Here is a 16,095-nt window from a genome sequence, read left to right on the forward strand (position 1 = left end):
CCCGTCATTACTGTCGACGCACGTGAGCGTGGGGGACTGGCCTATGGCACAAGCCAGGGAAAAGCTGCGGCTACGTTTTCGCCATTGCTTCTCCACTTCTGACGGTGCGACTTCGTGTCGCACGCTGGGAGGTGTAGGCCGGGTCCACCTCCAGGAACGGCACCCCGGCCCGCAGGGCCTTGTACTGGATGAAGGTGCCGAGCTGGTGGAACGGCCAGGTAGAGAGCGTGGCCCGCTGGTGCCGCCTGAGCCGTACCCGATCGCGTATCCCACTGAGTTCCTCCAGTGCGATACCGCGTTCGGTGCGTCGGGCATCGGCCACGATCTGCTTACTGATCTTGTGGTTCTCGTCTGTGGCGTGGCGGGCCTCCCGTTGTGATCGGCGGGCCAGACGGCGGGCGGCCGACCGGCTCCCGGCGGCTTTCTTGGCCTGCAGTTCGGCGCGTAGCCGGGCTTGGCGCCGGCGATACCGCTGCAGGGCCTTGCCTTGGTGGTTGTCTCCATCGGAGGTGGTGGCCAGGTTCACGATCCCCCGATCCACCCCGATCCAATCGGTGGGCTCGACCTGGGGGGCCTGCTCGACCTCACACGTCGCGGTCAGCAAGAACATCCCGTCGCGACGCACCAGATCGGTCTCGCCCTTGCGGTGGGCCGCCAGGAACCGACTTCGGTGCCGAACTCGCCGAGTTCAACGGCGGAACCGACCACGTCCACCTGCTCGTGCACTACCCGCCCAAGATCGCCCTGTCCTGCCTGGTCAACAGCCTCAAAGGCGTCTCCTCCCGCCACCTCAGACAGGAACACCACGCCCACCTGTCGAAATACCTGTCGGGCGGACACCTGTGGTCCCCGTCCTACCTCGCCGCCTCCAGCGGCGGCGCACCCCTGGCGATCATCGCCGAATACATCGACAACCAGAAACGACCCAACTGACCAACCGCTCAGGCGGCGCTAGCGCGCCGCGCACAACAGAAACGATTCCTCCCGGCCCTGAAGCTGAAGGGCCGGGATTCCTCGCTAGAAGCCAGTTGAACGGCTCCGGCCCGCCGCTCGTCAGGTCGGCCACGACGTGGAACTGTGCGAGCTGAAGGAACTGAACGCCGAGTGCCGGCTGTGTGAGCTGAACGAACTGAAGAGCTGACCCAGCGGTGATCCCTCGGCGGTGATGTCCCGGCTCGAGCGGTAGAGGTCGTTCAGCATCTGACCGAGTGCCGTTCCGTCCAGCGCCTCGATGCCGGCGAGATCGAGGTCGGGCAGATTCAGGTCGAGCTCCGGGCTTTCCTGGTCGTCCTGGTCGTCGCTCATGGGCTGGAGTTCCTTCCCGTACCCGGGCACCCCCTGCGCGGCGGCGGCGCTGCGGCCATGGTCGGCCGCCTCCTCTGCGGTGTCAACGAGAGGCGATAAGCGGGCGGACCGAATAGCGCGCAGCGGATAGTCCGCGCTCCGACACGGAACGCTATCGGAGCGGCTCGGTGAATTTCCCGGCGATCTCATCGCACACTTGATGAGATGGTGGCGAGGAGGTAGCCGTGACGACGTCACAGACGGACCTGAGAAAGACCCTCGGATGGTACGCCTTCGCGTTGGCTAGTGTGATCACGCTGGGCGGAGGATTACTGCTCGCGCTGAGCGACCGCGCTCTCACCGGAACGGCGCTGATGTCCGCGATCGGCGTCAACCTGATCGCGTCGGTCGCCTTCGCCGTCGTGTTCTCCACCCTCAGCAGCCGGCTCCAGGAACGCGGACTGCACGAGGCCCTCGGCGAGCGTGTCGATCAGCTTTCGCGGTCGCTCTTCCAGGAGATCGCCGAGACCAACCAGACCTACCTGCCGGTCGCCACTTACCCTCCGCTCGATCCGGTGTCCGGATACGGCGATCAGTTCAACGTCGACATGACGCACAGCCTGGAGGGCACGAGCTTCTACGCCTTCCGGGGGCCGAGCCCGAGGTACGTCGTGGCGCGGCTGCGCTGCGCCCGCCGACCGCCGCAGCAGGTCCGGGTCGTGTCCATGAGCCCGGGTGACCAGCGCGCCATCGCCCGGCGGGCCTCCGACCGGCGGCAGTGGGTGCGGCAGCAGGGCAAGGACCTGCCGACGCTCGAACGGGAACTCCGCCAAGAGCTGATCCGGAACATCGTCGTGCTCTTCGATTACCGCCGCGTCTGCCCCGTGGACCTTGCCTATATCGAGGACACCGCGGTCTATCGCTTCGAGATGTTCGATGACTCGATGTACCTCTCCTGGTTCCACGGGCCACGGTCGGCCGCCAGGGAGATGCCGGAGTCATTCCGATTCGGCGCTGAATCGATGGTGTACCGGATCATGCGTCAAGATCTGATGCGGAAGTTCGAGATCGCGCCGATCCACGTGCGATTCGATGCCGGCCAGGACGACGAATTCCTGGTCGCGCATCTGGAGGAACTCCTGGGCGAGCCCGTCACCGGAGACGACCTACGTCGCTGGCGCGAAGGTTACGACGCCTACGTCGCCGACTTCACCGAATATCTGGGAGACCTCTACCGAAGGCTGGACTGATCGAGCCGGGCGGCGGCCAGCCGGACGGCGTCAGAAAGCTCGCGGGGTGGGCAATGTCGCCTGCGCATTCGGTGCCGTCCCAGGTCGGGAGGGCCCACGGAGAGATCCTGGCCTGCGGGTACGGTGCGCCCCAGCGCGATCGTCGCCGCGCCGTCCGCCACGGACGTTCGATGAAAGACGCCGGATGGCAACCCGTAGGCGTCACCGGGGCCATGGACGTCTGACGACTCCGGCGTCGCGCGTACGGTCCGCGCCGTCGGGCGAACGTCGTCCTCATCACCCGAGCTCCTCACCTCGAAGACCCGGAGGTCATGGCCGTCATCCAGCCGGATCCGCTGGTTGGTCACCTGTCCGTAGAGCACGAGACTCAGCAGTTCCCAGCTATGGCAGTGAATCTGTGAGGTGGCCGGTGGTCCGGGGTCGGATGGCCCCAGGTCGTCGGATGGCCCCCGGTCGGCCGGCCATAGGTGGAGGCACACGCCCAGGAGCCCGTGACGCTGCAGCGGCAGGCAGATGAAGCCCAGCGGATGCAGGACGGCGTTGACGCGTAACAGCCGCGAATCCACTTTCCGGAGGGTCTCTGCGGCCCAGGCGAACACCGGGCCCTCCGCGGCGCCCGAGGTGATCAGATGATGGAGCTCCTCGTAATTCACGTCGTACCACCGCCGATCCGCGCCGCGGCGGCGGCCGGCCCTTCGCGCGCACAGGGCGCACAGGGCGCACAGGCCTCAGAGGCCGACGCTTCGGCGCTCCGAGCGCGGGCTCCGGTCAGGTCGCCGGAGGCACGATTCCGCGCACCCGGTCGGTCATCGGTCGGCATATGCGGCGGCCCCCTCGGCTCTGCGGGTTCAGTATCGCCTCCGCGCCGACCACCATCCATACCGAAAGGCGGCATGTTTCCCAGGCGGGCCGGGGAGATGCGTGGTCGGTCCGGGGCGGCAGCGCTGGGAAGGGTTCATGGGGCGCCGGTGAGGTCTCCCTCGAAGACGGTCCCTCCGGGGTCGTTCGCGGGAACCTCGGCGACCGAGAGGAGGTCGCGGCGGGAATCGGGTCGCCGGATCAGAAGGTGGTGGCCCACCCCGGCGTCACAGCGGTCGGAGTCGGCGCTGACGCCGGTCATCTTCACCTCGGCCCGGCCGTCGGTCGCCGAGTCGCCCGCCAGCGTGAAGACGCACCGTCCGTTGAGGTAGGTGACCGCGAGCGTGCCGGTGAGCCGGTGCGCCCTGTCCGGAACGACCCGCAGGACCATCTCGGCGCGTCCGCTTCCGTACTCCGGCGAGTTCCACGGTCCCGTCCAGTCGCCGGCCGCCCATGACGGAAGCCGCGGGCGGATGAGGTCGGCACGGACGTAGTGGGCGAACCAGCCGACGACGTTGACGGCGATGAGGGTGACGATCGCGAGGACCGCGCGGCTGGTGACCAGCGCCAGTGGCCTGATGCGTTCGTCCTTGTCCGTGAGCGCCACACCGGCCACGAGCAGCAGCGCCCCTATGACGAGTTCGATGAGGCGCGGCGTGCGGCCGTGCGCGGGTGGGACCACGATCGCGTTGTCGAGCACGGGGATCGACAGGCCGAGCCCCGCCGCGAGGAGCACGGCCAGGCCGGTGATCTCCAGGAACGAGGACTTCGAGCGAAAGATGTCTGAGATGCCCATATATCAGGGCCTTTCCGGGCTTCAGGCCGGGCCGTGCGGCCGGCTGTTCGGGACGCGGATCGGACGCTCGGTCAGCGTGGTTCTCCCAGGGCCTCGGACACCGCGGGGTTGCCCAGTTCGACGGCGACCCCGTGCCGGTACCTGGCCGCACAGGAGTCGAAGAAGCGCTCCAGCGCGGCGTTGCGGGCCTCCCAGCGCTCGGTCAGCTTGGCCTCGCGCTCCTGGACCTTCTCCGCCGAACGCCTCATGGCCGTCCGGCGGCCCCTGGCCTTGGCGACCCGGCGGGCCAGCGCCCGGCGTTTGGCCTGCGCCGAGGCGAGCTCCGCGCTGTAGGGGTTCTCCCCTTGGTAGCCGAAGACGAAGGCCACCATGCCGGTCAGTGCCATCAGCGCCAGGAACAGGACGGTGACCATGAACGGTGTCAGGTGCAGCGCCGTCGCCGGGGACGGGAGGGTCTGCCCCGTCTGGGCGTCCACCTGGGACGCCAGCAGGGTCCGCCGGCGCAGATCGGCCAGCACGATCAGGGCGCCCAGCCAGGCGGTCATGACGACCACGGTCGCGACCCTGAGCTGTCGATGACCGCCCTCGACCTTCGCCTTCCGTGCCCAGCCGCCGGCCTGATGCGGCGCGACCAGCATCGCCGTGGCGGTGCCGATGACGAAGGCGAGCGTCAGGGACCGGCTCTCCCCGAAGTAGATGAAGGTCGAGTACTGGATCGGGAGTTCGACGCCGGCGAAGATCACCATGACGAGTGCACGGGAGAACCTGATCAGGCGCCGTCTGCCGAGGCTGCGGGCGGGCTCGGCCCAGCGCCTGCCGGGGTGATCCTCGTCGACCTCTCCGTCGAGGACCTTCTGGATCTTGGTCTCGTGATCCTTCGCCTCCTCCAGCTTGGCCTCGGCCTCGGCCGCGCTGGCACTCGCCTCTTCGGCCGCGGCCTCGGCGGCGGCGATCCGCTGCTCGACCCGTTGCAGGTCGCGGAGCTTGCGGATGGTGTTCTCGTTGAGAATCTCGTCCCGCTGGTTCCTCAGCGCCACGAGGTACGGCGGAGTGGTGCCGGTACTGAACGTCCACTCGTCGTACATGCCGGACTTGGCGTCGCTCCTCCCGTCCTGGAAGGCACGACCTCGCAGGTCCTTCTTCGAGTACTTGCCGCCGCCCACCAGTTCGGGCTCGGGAGCGGGCCCGCCGATCGCATCGGCCTCGGCGCGGATCTCCTCCATCAGGATGGGATCCGGGGCGTCTCCGAAGACGTACTCGCGAATCAGTCGCTTGCCATGGTTCATGGAGGGGGCCTCTCGGGTGTCGATCCGGCGCCGGGAGCGTCCGATTTCAGAGGTAGGTCGCGCCGGTGGTGCCGGAGGCGGTGAACACCTCGTCCCACAACTCCCGGAGTTCGATCAGTCGGGACGGATCCTTGGTGGCCAGCAGGCCGAATCCGAGGATGGAGATCTTCGTCCCCTTCAATTCCGGCAGGACGCGATCTTCCTGGAGGCGGCGAATGATCCGGTCGCGTTCCCCGCGCGTTCGGATGTCGGCTTTGTAGAGATTCAGCCGGGGGCTGTTCTCGATCATGTCGCTGATAATGAGGATCTTCGAAAGCCGCCCGTATTCCGAGGAGTCACGGGCGATGAGATCGAGCGCCCCCAGGATGTCCGATCCCGTACGGGTGCGCTTCTCCTTCTGCGCGCATTGCGCGAGCTGCCACAGCACCGCGACGGCCGCCCTGCGCCGGGCGGCGCGAATGCCCTCGGCCGTCTTGGGGTTGTCGCCCGGATTGTCGGCGGAGGTCGGGTTCAGCCGCAACAGCGGGTGCCTGCAGTCGGTGGCCCCGGACACCCCTGTCACCACGCCGAAGCCCACCGTCGCGCAGCCGTCCAGGTAGCGGGGGACGTAGGACTGGATCTTGTCCCGGACGTTGGTGTTCGCGAAGAACGAGGTCGTGTCGACGACCAGTCCGCACGGCACCCCGGTGGCCTCCGGCCTGCCGCAGGCGACCAGCGGCATGGCCGTACCGGCCAGGACAAGGGCCCCGGCCGCAAGGCGAACGGATGAACGAACCCGCACGCGACTTCCTCTCTCCCTGACGGGGGAATGGCGGAGTTTCAGCGCACTATGCATTCCTGTGCCTTCCGCACCAGGTCGGCGGCCTCTTCGGTGAGCAGGACCTCGTAGGAGGGGATCTCCGCCGCGTCCTTCCACGGCGCGGCGGGCCTGATCTGCGGTGGCGTCCACGACCTCCACCTCCTGTCCTGGCCGGATGCCGTACGGCGGTAGGCCCGGGTGACGGCGGTGCAGTAGCGACCGCCGGCCTGGTTGGCGAAGGCCACCTGCTGCAGAGCCTTCTTGTGCGCGCCGGACGTGATCGTGGCCAGCCGGCCGAGCAACCGGATGAAGGACTCGCGTTCGGCCTGCCGGCGTTCGCGGGCCCGGTCGGCCATCGCCGCCTTCCTGCTCTCCACGCGTGCCTGCGCGGCGGCCTCGCGGCTCAGCCACCCCTCACCCGGCACGGGAGACGACGAGGACGCCGGGCCGTCGGCGAGGGCCTCCTCGGTCGCGAGCACCGCCTCCGCCGCGCCGAGCAGTCGGGGCGTCAACGACCTCGCCTTCGCCTGGGCCCGTGCCAGCGTCCGCGCCTGACGCCGCCCCGCGAGCGCCTCGAGTTCCGCCAGATAAAAAGTGATCTGCTTGTCGTCCCATGTCACCGGCGCGCCATCACCGAGCCGCTCCCCGGATTCGAACGGGATTCCGAGCGCGCCGTCGGTACGGCCCTGGCGTTCGGCACCGGCCAGTTCGATCCAGCGGACCAGGAACCAAGGCGCCACCGTTCACCCCCTGAAGTATCGATCGGCGGATAAAACCGATCTTCGAAGTTCGCCATTGGTTGGACGGCTGATCCCCCGATTTGGTTGCTGGAAAGTTTAAGCAAATGAGGAAGCAAAGAGCGAGCGATCACCAATGCAGCGCCATAGCCGGGAATACAAGAATTGTCGAAATTGTCACCCTAGTGGCGATTTAGGAGGAATCGACCGCCTTCCCCCGGAAAACGGGATGCGCGGGCCGGGGCCCGTGCGGTAGAACGCCGGGGTGGAAGAGCAACGGCTGCCCGGTGGCAGACACGTGGGCGGGGTCCGTATCGGCGACACCGTCCACCGCCCGGCGAATCCGTGGACGTCCACCGTGCACGCGGTGCTGCGCCATCTGCAGGCGGCCGGGTTCGAGGGCGCTCCCCGGGTGCTGGGGTTCGATGAACAGGGCCGTGAGGTCCTGACCTTTCTGCACGGCGACACCATCGGCGAACGCCACCCCTGGCCGGCATGGCCGCATTCTGACGAGGCGCTGCGTCAGGCCGCCGCGTGGATGCGACGGCTGCACGACGCCACGGCGACCTTCGTTCCACCGGATGACGCGAGGTGGTTCGCCGGGACCTGGCAACCCGGGCTGGTCATCGGTCATCACGACGCCTCGCCCAACAACGTGGTGTGGAACGACGAGGGTCTGGTCGGGTTCGTCGACTGGGACACCGCCGGGCCTTCGCCGCGGGAGTTCGATCTGGCTCATCTGGCACTGACCTGGGTGCCGCTGCAGGCCCGGCACGTCGCCGAGTTCCAGGGGTTCACGGCGTTCGAGGACAGGTCCCGGCGGCTGCACGTCCTGCTGGACGCCTACGGTTACGACGGGGACCGCAGAGCCTTCGCCGACGTCATCGTCGGGCGAGCCCGACGCCAGGCGGGCATCATCCGCCGCCTGGTCGAAGACGGCCAGACCGCGCTGCGGCCTTTCGCCGAGAGGATGGAGCAGGCCGCCACCGAGGTCGAGGCGCTCCCAGACTCGTTCTGGCGCGCGTGACAGCCACGGACCATCCCTGGTGAGAGATATGTGAGGCCGTCGCCCGCGAGATCGGCCTGGCGGCGTGGGATCGGCAGCCGGCGACCCGCGACCGGTGGCTCGGCGCCCTGGTCGATCACCCGATCCTCATCCAACGACCGATCATCACGGCCGACGACGGCACCGCGGTCGTCGGCCGCTCTCCCGAGGCGGTCGGGTCCGTCCTGGAGTGAACCCGGCCGGGGTCCGTACGCTCCTCGCACGGACCCCGTGGGGAACCGGTTCAGAAGTGGATGTAGTTCCCGACGCTGCTCGCGCTGATCGTCCGGGTGTCGTAGTTGTGCGCGCTGAGGTAGTTGTACTCCTCGATCAGGATGGTGCCGTCGCCGTTGACCCGGGCGACGTAGGCGACATGGCCGTACGTGCCGGAGTTCCACTGGGCGACGGCGCCGACCTTGGCGGTGTGGTCGACCTTGACCCCGGCGGACAGCGCGGCGTTGTCCCAGTTGATGGCGTTACCCCAGTGCACGCCCTGGTAGGAGTTGGTGAAGTCGACGCCGAGCCGCTGGCGGACCCGCCAGGCCGCGAACGAGACGCACTCCCGTTTGTAGAAGAGCCACGGGTCGGCCTCGCTCGATGAGTCGGACTTGTACGGGTAGTCGTCGGTGACCGTCTGGACGCACGGGGGCGCGACGGTGCCGTCCGAACCGGTGTAGATGTAGGCGTCCGTCACGTAGCCGGCCGGGCTCGTGATCTTGTCCCAGACGCTGCTGGTGCCGTACGTGCCGGTGACCGTGGTCCCGCGGGTCTGGCACGTGATGGCGACGCCCGCGCCGTCCGCCACGCTCCCCACCGTCGCGTAGCCGGTGCCCGCTCCGGAGTGCACGGCCAGGGCCGTACCGCTGGTGTTGACCGTGCCGGTCGCCGCGTTCGCCGTGGAGACGCCCAGCATGATCGCGGCCACGCTCGCCACGACCGTCAGCCCACTTCGTCTGATCCAGGCCACATCAGGCCCCTTTCTGGCGGAGGATCCCGAATCTGACGTTAGGTGACTAAATAACGGGCCGGAACCGGTGAATGTGACAAATTAACGAAGCCGCGCTCGTAACCCGAATGCTTCCTCTGAGCGTCTCGACCCTCCTGCGTTCGAGGACGCGGAAGACCCTCGGCTCTTCAGGCGAGCCGGTTGGTCGCCGCGACCGGCTCCGGCGTGCGGGCGACATTGGTGCGGTGCTCGCGGGGGCTGATGCCGCGGACGCGTTTGAACGCGGTGCTCAGCGCGAACGAGCTGCCGTACCCGACCCGCTCGGCGACCTGGCCGATGGTCAGGTCCGGATCGCGCAGCAGGTCGGCGGCGAGCGCGAGACGCCAGGCGGTGAGGTAGGCCATCGGGGACTCGCCGACCAGCGCGGCGAACCGGCGGGCCAGCGCCGCCCGGGAGACGTCGGTCGCGGCGGCCAGCTTCGCCACGGTCCACGGACGCTCCGGGGCGTCGTGCAGGAGCCGCAGGGCCGCGCCGACGATCGTGTCGTTCTGGGCGCGATACCAGGGCGGCGGGTCGGCCTCGGGCCGGGAGAACCAGGTGCGCAGGGCGGCGATCAGCAGCACGTCCAGGAGTCGGTCCAGGACGGCGTCCTGACCTGGCCGCTCCTTCACGATCTCCGCCGCGAGCAGCGGTACGAGAGGGGTGTCCCAGGCGCCGTTCCGGAGAACGACGAGCGGGGGCAGCGCGTCCAACAGCGGCCGGCAGATCTCGCTGAGCACCTGGTAGGTGCCCGTGACCATGACGGTCGTGCCCTCGGCGGCGTTGCCCCAGGTGTGGACGCCGAGATCGCCCAGGTCCGAGAACGCGTCGCCGTCGGGGGTGGTGCAGCGCTGGCCGGGGTGGATGATCGCCTGAGGCGGCGTGGCCGGGTCGTCGGCGAAGGTGTACGGATCGGGGCCGCGCAGGATCGCGACATCGCCTGGCCCCAGCTCCGTCGCCCCACCGCCGTCGGGGATCACCCACGCCGTGCCGCGTACCGTCGCGACGAGCGTGAGCGGCGCCTCGTCCTGCACCCGCAGCGACCAGGGCGGTACGAGGGAGGAGCGGAGCAGGAACGCCCCGTGTGCACGGGGGCCGTTGAGCAGACCGGCGACGACGTCCATGCCTTCCGAATGTAGACGAACGAACATGAATTAAATAGCTTCGGCCATGGGCCGTCTCACGCTCCTGTACGGCGCGCACCGAGACGACCTGCGTCCCGCCGGCCGGCCCTCGGGATCGGCGGTCCCGTCGCATCGGCCGACCGCCCTCCACTCCCCGTACGACGCCGGGCCGGGTCCCGGCCGGCGCCTGTGAGACGCTGTTTCGCGGAGCACCGGCGGATACGACGGCGTCCGCCGTGCGGACGCATCGCCGCGTTCTGACCACCGAAAGGAACCACGGATGGACCTTGAGGACCTCCGGAAGCGGTTCACGACGCTGACCACCGCCCACGTGGCGGACGCGTGCGTCCGCGCCGGGCTGCCGGTGCGCTGCGCGCCCGCGCCGATGACCTCTGTCGAACCCGGCGGCCGCCTGCTGGGGCGCGCGTGCCCCGCCCGGCATCTCGGCAGCGTCGACATCTTCCTGGAGGCGTTCGAAGGGGCCGCCCCGGGTGACGTGCTGGTGGTCGACAACGGCGGGCGTCTCGACGAGGCGTGCGTCGGCGACCTAGTGGTCCGCGAGGCCGAGACGGCCGGGCTGACCGGCATCGTGATCTGGGGTCTGCACCGCGACACCGCCGACATCCGGGCGATCGGGTTGCCGGTCTTCAGCCGGGGAGCGATCTCGACCGGACCCCTCAGCCTTCGCGACCGGCCGGCGGACGTGCTCGAGTCCGCCCCAGTGGGCGATCACGTCGTGACCCGCGAGGACCTGGTCCTGGGCGACGACGACGGCGTGCTGTTCGTCCCGGTCGCCGACGCCGCGCGCCTCTTCGACATCGCGGAGCGGATCCGCGACACCGAGCGGAGGCAGGCCGAACGGATCCGCTCGGGCGTCTCCCTGCGCGAGCAGGTGGGCTTCGCCGCCTACCTCGCCGCCCACCGGGACAATCCGTCGCTGACGTTCCGCGAGCACCTGCGATCCGTAGGCGGCGCCATCGAGGAGTGACGGCGCCTTGGGCACGCCGGTCCGCAGCGCCGTAAACCGGGGTGAAGACGGCACGATGGCGGTGTTACCGTTCCGGGGCCGGCCGCGGGACTCCGGTGCGACTTCCGGAACCCGCCTGTGAAGCGAAGATTCGCAGCTCGTGCCCCCACTCCCCGGCCGGCCTCCCCCACCGGAAGGCTCACACCGTGACGCGTGACGAGACCGGCGCGGACCTGATCGCCGCGGAGGACGTCCTGCTGTTCGTCAACGCGGCGATCACGTCGACCGGCCAGCGTGAGTTCCACTCCGGCGCGGACGAGCAGAGCCTCTCGCTGGACTTCCTGCATCACTACCTTCTCGGCAATTACCGCGACCTGTACGCCGCGACGCTCGCCCTGGACGTCAACGACCACAACGCGGTACTCATCGCGCGGAACCTCCTGGTCACGACGGCCGAGGCGACCCCCGAGCAGCGCCGTGCCGAGGGCAGGCTGATCGCCCGGCGGCTCGCCCTGCTGCCTCCGCAGCGGGTGTACGGGCTGTTCCGGGAGCTGCGCCGCGCCCGCGTCAACAACCGGCGGACCCGGGCGATCATGCGGGACTGGCTGGCCGCCCGTCCCGACCCGGCGTTCGACGCGGTGAAGTACCGCTCCGCGGTCAAGGACGTGACCCGGCACGCGCACCTGGCACCGGCCGGGGAACTGGGCCCCTTCCTGTTCACCCCGCACCGGCCCGCCGTCTACACGACACCGATCCTGGAGACCTGGCGACGCGCCCACTACGAGCGGGCCGCGCTGTACGACCTGCCGTACACGGTGGCGGAGGGATTCGCCGCCCGGCACGGCATCGCGCGCGGAACGTTCCTGGAGCGGATCGCGCCCCGGCTCACCCGGCTGGAACGGCTGCGCCTGCAGGAGTCCGCGCGTGACCTGGGGGCCGACGCGGTACGAGCCGACCTGACCACGATGCCGCTGACCCGGCTGGCGTCGTACGTGCTCGCCCTCTCCCTGGAGGACCGGCGGAGCCGCCGCGCCGAGCTGACGTCGGCGCTGCGTGCGGCGGCCCGCCGTACGGCCGGCGAGCAGGCCGGACGCTGGGGAACCGTGGCGGCGGTGCTCGACGACAGCTTCTCGGCGTACGGCTCGGGGCAGAAGCGTCGCCGGCCGCTCGCGGTCGCGCTGGCCTGCCACTTCCTACTGGAGGCGCTGGCCGCCGAGTACACGCCGCTGTGGCTGTCGGGCCGGTCCGACGCGCTGGATGTCCGGCCGTACGGGCCGACGCCGCTCGGCGAGAGGATCCTCGACGGCCTGGAGCTCGGCCCGGATCGCCTCGTCATCGTCTCCGACGGGTGGGACAACGCACCGCCGGGACTGGCCGGTGAGGTGCTGCGGATCTGGCGCACCCGGCTCGACCCCTCCCACGCCTGCGGCATCGTCCACCTCAACCCGGTGTACGACGCTGCCGACTTCGACGTGCGGCGGCTGGCACCGGCCGTCCCGACCGCCGGCATCCGTGACGCGGAGACCCTGGTCGCGCTGGTGGAGCTGGCGCAGTTCGCGGAGGGCCGTACGGGCCTCGCGGAGCTGCGCGCCCATCTGGCGCAGCGCGTCGAGGACTTCCTCCGGGAGGACACGTGACCGAGCGAAGCGAGGGAACCAAAAAGCACAGCACCCTGGTCACGGGGCCGACGAAGGAGGTCCCGTGACCGATCTGTCCCTGAACGGACTCGCCACCCGCCCGTCGCAGGTGTGGGGCGGGGTGCGGCTCGTTCCGCTCGTCCGCGACGAGCCGATCGAGGACCTGCGGCTCGACGCCCAGGTGTACGACGCCGACGTGGGAGTGGTCGCGGTCGGCCCGCGGATCGCCTACTGCTCCTACATCCCACACGGCTTCGTGGCGACGTGGGCGGATGACGGCACGCCGGCCGCGGCGTACGGCACCCAGTTGCGGAACCCCGCGGACCGCGACCGCGCACCCGCCCGGATGCCGCTGCGGTTCCACCACCGGATGGCGCGGCGGGTCGACAAGAACCGGCTGCGCTTCCTCCCTCTGCACCTGGCGCTCGAGGGCTACCTGGCGCTGCACTTCGGCGGGCCGGAGATCGCGTGGGAGGAGTGGTCGCAGCAGGCGATCCGCCGCGGGCTGTCGCCGCGTGTGGAGGAGGCGTACACGGGCGCCGCGGTCCGGGGACTGGCCGACGCCCTGCGGGTGTTCGAGATCCATCCGGGCCAGTGCGGGGTCCTCGTCTACGTCGCGGACGCGCTCGCCGCAGCGTTCGTGGTGCCGCACCCGGATGACTACCGCGCCCTCCACTCGACCCTGGTCCACGACCTGTACGGCGAGCTGATCTACCACTACGCGATGCTCGGCGGGCCGGTGCCCGCCTTCAAGGCGCGCATCGCGGACACGACGGTGCGTTCGCTCGCCGATCTGCGGGCCGCGGCCGCCGCGCAGCGGGACGAGTGGGCGACCTTCCACGACGAGGTCATGGCGGGCGGGCTGCTCAGCGGCGACTACACGTACGAGTACGTCCAGGAGGTGGGGCCGTACCGCCTGTCCCGGCTCATGCCGTCCTTCGAGCGGCAGCGGGACAACCACATCGGCGAGCTCATCGACGACGACGCCGGGCGGCTCGCGTACCTCAAGACGTTCCGGCTGTCGGAGAACCAGGTCCGGCGCGGCCACCTGCTGACCCGGTTGGCCGCGGGTGACTGGCGGCTGTCCACGACGGCCGCCGCGATGGGCGTCACCGAGTTCGAGCTCGTCCGGCGGATCGAGGCCGCCGGCTTCGGGTACCTGCTCCGCCAGGATCTCCGCGACCACTACCGCGCCCGGGCCCGCCGGTGATCCGGCGAGCCCAGCGCGCGCTCATGCCTCGCCGAACACACCGGCGCCCAGACTCCCCCGGCTGATCTCCCACATCCAGGCCCGCTATCGGCCGCTCGACCCGCGGTGCCAGTGGGTCCCGGCCCCCGACCGGGCCCTGTTCACCGCATCCGCACAGCGTTGATCACAGGTCGACCTGGGTGCCCATGACCACCGTGCGCGCCTCGGGGAGGCAGAAGTACTCCGCCGGGCTGGCGGCGTTGTGCGCCAGCGCGAGGAACAGCTTCTTCTGCCACTGGTGCATCCCCGGCGCCTGCGTGAACCGCAGCGTCCCCCGCGACAGGAAGTAGGACGCACCGTCCGGGTCGATGTCGAACTCGGTGCCCGGTGGCGCGGGCCGGGACGCCGCCAGGCGCAGGGCGGCGGGGATGTCCTGCTCGTCCTGGAACCCGTACCGCGCGGTGAGATGGAAGATGCCGTCGTCGTGGTAGCCGAGGTCGTCGATGCTGATCCGCTCCGCCGCGGGGATGTGCGGAACATTCTCGTTCGTCACCGAGACGATCACCACGCGCTCGTGCACCACGTGGTTGTGGTCGAGGTTGGCCCGCAGGGCGAGCGGAGTGGTCTTCTTCCCCGGGTGCGGGAACACCGCCGTGCCCGGCACCCGCGTCACCTGCATCTCGTGGATCTTCTCGATGAACTCCGGCAGCGGGCCCTCCTTCTCGGCGCGGCGGGCCGTCACGATCTCGCGGCCCCGCTCCCACGTCTTCATGATCGTGAACACCGAGATCGCGATCAGCAGGGGCAGCCAGCCGCCGTGCGTGACCTTGGTCAGGTTGGCCGCGAAGTAGGTGACCTCCGCGCCGCCGATCACGACCGCGAAGACCACCAGCCGCCACGCCGGCCAGTCCCAGTGCGCCCGCGCGACCACCAGGAAGAGCACGGTGGTGATGATGAGAGTCCCGGTGACCGCCACTCCGTACGCCGTCGCCAGGTGCTCGGAGGAGCGGAAGCCGAGCATCAGCGCCAGCACGCCGGCGAACAGGATCCAGTTGACGGCGGGGACGTACACCTGCCCGATCTCCCGCGCCGAGGTGTGCCGGATCCGCACGTACGGCAGGAACCCCAGCCGCACGGCCTGCCGGGACACCGAGAACGCACCGGTGATCACGGCCTGGGAGGCGATCACCGTGGCCGCCGTCGCCAGGATCACCATCGGAAGCCGCGCCCAGCTCGGCAGCAGCAGGAAGAACGGGCTGGCGACGCTCTTGGGGTCGCGCAGGATCAGCGCGCCCTGGCCGAGATAGTTCAGCGTCAGCGCGGGGAAGACGACGGCGAACCAGGCACGCCGGATCGGCCGGCGGCCGAAGTGGCCCATGTCGGCGTACAGCGCCTCCGCACCCGTGATCGACAGGACCACCGCGCCCATCGCGATGAACGCGATGTACGGGTGCTCCAGCAGGAACGCGCCGGCGTACGTCGGGGACAGCCCGAGGAGGATGCCCGGCTTCCGGATCACCTCGCCGATCCCGGCGGCGGCGATCGCCACGAACCACAGCACCATGACCGGGCCGAACAGGCTTCCGACACGGTGCGTGCCCCACCGCTGCCCCAGGAACAGCAGCGCCAGGATGCTCGCCGAGATCGGCAGGATCAGGTGCGAGACGGCGGGCGTGGACACCTTCAGGCCCTCGACCGCCGACAGCACCGAGATCGCCGGCGTGATGACGCTGTCGCCGTAGAACAGCGAGGCCCCGAACACACCGAGGGCCATCGCCAGCGCCGCCCTGCCGCGCACGTTGCCGAGCACGCGTCGGACCAGGGCGGCAAGTGCCATCACCCCGCCCTCGCCGTCGTTGTCGGCTCGCAGGATGAACGTCACGTACTTCACCGACACGATCAGCGTGACCGACCAGAACACCATCGAGATCACGCCGTACACGTCGCCGCTCGTGGGGCGGACGGCCCCGTTGTCGATGCTGAACACCGTCTGCAGGGCGTACAGCGGGCTGGTGCCGATGTCGCCGTACACGACCCCGAGGGCACCGAGCATCAGCGCCCACAGCCCCGACCGGTGCCCGGACGAGGCCGGCTCGGAATCGGACGGGGCGTCTCGCAGCGCGGAGTCGGTCATGTGA

General features: G+C 69.8%; 16 protein-coding genes and 1 pseudogene. 7 read left to right on the forward strand and 10 right to left on the reverse strand.

Annotated features, from left to right (window positions below):
- Positions 1 to 70: 70 nt before the first annotated feature.
- Entirely contained in the window at positions 71 to 625 is a 555-nt protein-coding gene (locus NE236_RS26725; RefSeq protein WP_308209160.1) for an RNA-guided endonuclease TnpB family protein, read from the reverse strand.
- A gap of 38 nt (positions 626 to 663) precedes the next feature.
- Here NE236_RS26725 and tnpA point away from each other — a divergent pair.
- Positions 664 to 933, forward strand: a pseudogene (gene tnpA / locus NE236_RS26730) (IS200/IS605 family transposase); the annotation flags it as partial.
- Between the two features lie 120 nt (positions 934 to 1,053).
- Here the strand turns inward: tnpA and NE236_RS26735 are convergent.
- Positions 1,054 to 1,305: a hypothetical protein gene (locus tag NE236_RS26735; protein WP_252844905.1), complete on the reverse strand. Its 252-nt coding sequence runs from the start codon at positions 1,303 to 1,305 to the stop codon at positions 1,054 to 1,056.
- Between the two features lie 224 nt (positions 1,306 to 1,529).
- On the opposite strand from NE236_RS26735, the gene NE236_RS26740 reads away from it, so the two are divergent.
- Positions 1,530 to 2,534 (forward strand): hypothetical protein, encoded by a 1,005-nt coding sequence (locus NE236_RS26740; RefSeq protein WP_252844906.1) that lies wholly within the window; start codon positions 1,530 to 1,532, stop codon positions 2,532 to 2,534.
- Here the strand turns inward: NE236_RS26740 and NE236_RS26745 are convergent.
- The 5 genes from NE236_RS26745 to NE236_RS26765 form a co-directional block, all read right to left on the reverse strand.
- Positions 2,516 to 3,187, reverse strand: a complete 672-nt coding sequence (locus tag NE236_RS26745; protein ID WP_252844907.1) for a hypothetical protein — start codon at positions 3,185 to 3,187, stop codon at positions 2,516 to 2,518. The genes NE236_RS26740 and NE236_RS26745 overlap by 19 nt on opposite strands.
- 302 nt (positions 3,188 to 3,489) lie before the next feature.
- A complete protein-coding gene (locus tag NE236_RS26750) occupies positions 3,490 to 4,188 on the reverse strand; it encodes a hypothetical protein (protein ID WP_252844908.1) in 699 nt (232 codons plus the stop codon).
- Between the two features lie 71 nt (positions 4,189 to 4,259).
- Positions 4,260 to 5,474: a hypothetical protein gene (locus NE236_RS26755; protein WP_252844909.1), complete on the reverse strand. Its 1,215-nt coding sequence runs from the start codon at positions 5,472 to 5,474 to the stop codon at positions 4,260 to 4,262.
- Positions 5,475 to 5,520: 46 nt separating this feature from the next.
- Entirely contained in the window at positions 5,521 to 6,255 is a 735-nt protein-coding gene (locus NE236_RS26760; RefSeq protein ID WP_252844910.1) for a hypothetical protein, read from the reverse strand.
- Between the two features lie 38 nt (positions 6,256 to 6,293).
- On the reverse strand, positions 6,294 to 7,013 hold the full coding sequence (locus NE236_RS26765; protein ID WP_252844911.1) for a hypothetical protein: 720 nt from the start codon (positions 7,011 to 7,013) through the stop codon (positions 6,294 to 6,296).
- A gap of 262 nt (positions 7,014 to 7,275) precedes the next feature.
- On the opposite strand from NE236_RS26765, the gene NE236_RS44675 reads away from it, so the two are divergent.
- Both NE236_RS44675 and NE236_RS43840 read left to right on the forward strand, forming a co-directional pair.
- A complete protein-coding gene (locus NE236_RS44675) occupies positions 7,276 to 8,037 on the forward strand; it encodes a phosphotransferase (RefSeq protein WP_252844912.1) in 762 nt (253 codons plus the stop codon).
- 56 nt (positions 8,038 to 8,093) lie between these two features.
- Positions 8,094 to 8,249, forward strand: a complete 156-nt coding sequence (locus tag NE236_RS43840) for an ArsC/Spx/MgsR family protein (protein ID WP_289850939.1) — start codon at positions 8,094 to 8,096, stop codon at positions 8,247 to 8,249.
- A gap of 50 nt (positions 8,250 to 8,299) precedes the next feature.
- On the opposite strand, the gene NE236_RS26780 is transcribed toward NE236_RS43840, so the two are convergent.
- Positions 8,300 to 9,022 carry a CHAP domain-containing protein gene (locus NE236_RS26780; protein ID WP_252844913.1) on the reverse strand — a complete coding sequence of 241 codons (723 nt, stop codon included), beginning with the start codon at positions 9,020 to 9,022 and terminating at the stop codon, positions 8,300 to 8,302.
- Positions 9,023 to 9,189: 167 nt separating this feature from the next.
- Positions 9,190 to 10,164 carry an AraC family transcriptional regulator gene (locus NE236_RS26785; RefSeq protein ID WP_252844914.1) on the reverse strand — a complete coding sequence of 325 codons (975 nt, stop codon included), beginning with the start codon at positions 10,162 to 10,164 and terminating at the stop codon, positions 9,190 to 9,192.
- A gap of 280 nt (positions 10,165 to 10,444) precedes the next feature.
- Between NE236_RS26785 and NE236_RS26790 the strand changes: the two genes are divergently transcribed.
- From NE236_RS26790 to NE236_RS26800, 3 genes are all read left to right on the forward strand, one after another.
- Complete coding sequence (locus NE236_RS26790; protein ID WP_252844915.1) at positions 10,445 to 11,152, forward strand: RraA family protein; 708 nt, start codon at positions 10,445 to 10,447, stop codon at positions 11,150 to 11,152.
- A gap of 185 nt (positions 11,153 to 11,337) precedes the next feature.
- Complete coding sequence (locus NE236_RS26795; protein ID WP_252844916.1) at positions 11,338 to 12,768, forward strand: hypothetical protein; 1,431 nt, start codon at positions 11,338 to 11,340, stop codon at positions 12,766 to 12,768.
- 64 nt (positions 12,769 to 12,832) lie between these two features.
- Positions 12,833 to 13,978, forward strand: a complete 1,146-nt coding sequence (locus NE236_RS26800) for an ARPP-2 domain-containing protein (RefSeq protein ID WP_252844917.1) — start codon at positions 12,833 to 12,835, stop codon at positions 13,976 to 13,978.
- A gap of 163 nt (positions 13,979 to 14,141) precedes the next feature.
- On the opposite strand, the gene NE236_RS26805 is transcribed toward NE236_RS26800, so the two are convergent.
- Complete coding sequence (locus tag NE236_RS26805; RefSeq protein WP_252844918.1) at positions 14,142 to 16,091, reverse strand: potassium transporter Kup; 1,950 nt, start codon at positions 16,089 to 16,091, stop codon at positions 14,142 to 14,144.
- Between the last annotated feature and the right edge of the window lie 4 nt (positions 16,092 to 16,095).

The organism is Actinoallomurus purpureus (assembly GCF_024055795.1).
GTDB classification, from domain to species: domain Bacteria; phylum Actinomycetota; class Actinomycetes; order Streptosporangiales; family Streptosporangiaceae; genus Actinoallomurus; species Actinoallomurus purpureus.

Bases quoted from the DNA above. Each gene is read 5' to 3' on its own strand.
- NE236_RS26785 (WP_252844914.1), bottom strand. From the start codon at position 10,164: ATGGACGTCGTCGCCGGTCTGCTCAACGGCCCCCGTGCACACGGGGCG.
- NE236_RS26805 (WP_252844918.1), bottom strand. From the start codon at position 16,091: ATGACCGACTCCGCGCTGCGAGACGCCCCGTCCGATTCCGAGCCGGCC.
- NE236_RS26790 (WP_252844915.1), top strand. From the start codon at position 10,445: ATGGACCTTGAGGACCTCCGGAAGCGGTTCACGACGCTGACCACCGCC.
- NE236_RS26755 (WP_252844909.1), bottom strand. From the start codon at position 5,474: ATGAACCATGGCAAGCGACTGATTCGCGAGTACGTCTTCGGAGACGCC.
- NE236_RS26750 (WP_252844908.1), bottom strand. From the start codon at position 4,188: ATGGGCATCTCAGACATCTTTCGCTCGAAGTCCTCGTTCCTGGAGATC.
- NE236_RS26735 (WP_252844905.1), bottom strand. From the start codon at position 1,305: ATGAGCGACGACCAGGACGACCAGGAAAGCCCGGAGCTCGACCTGAAT.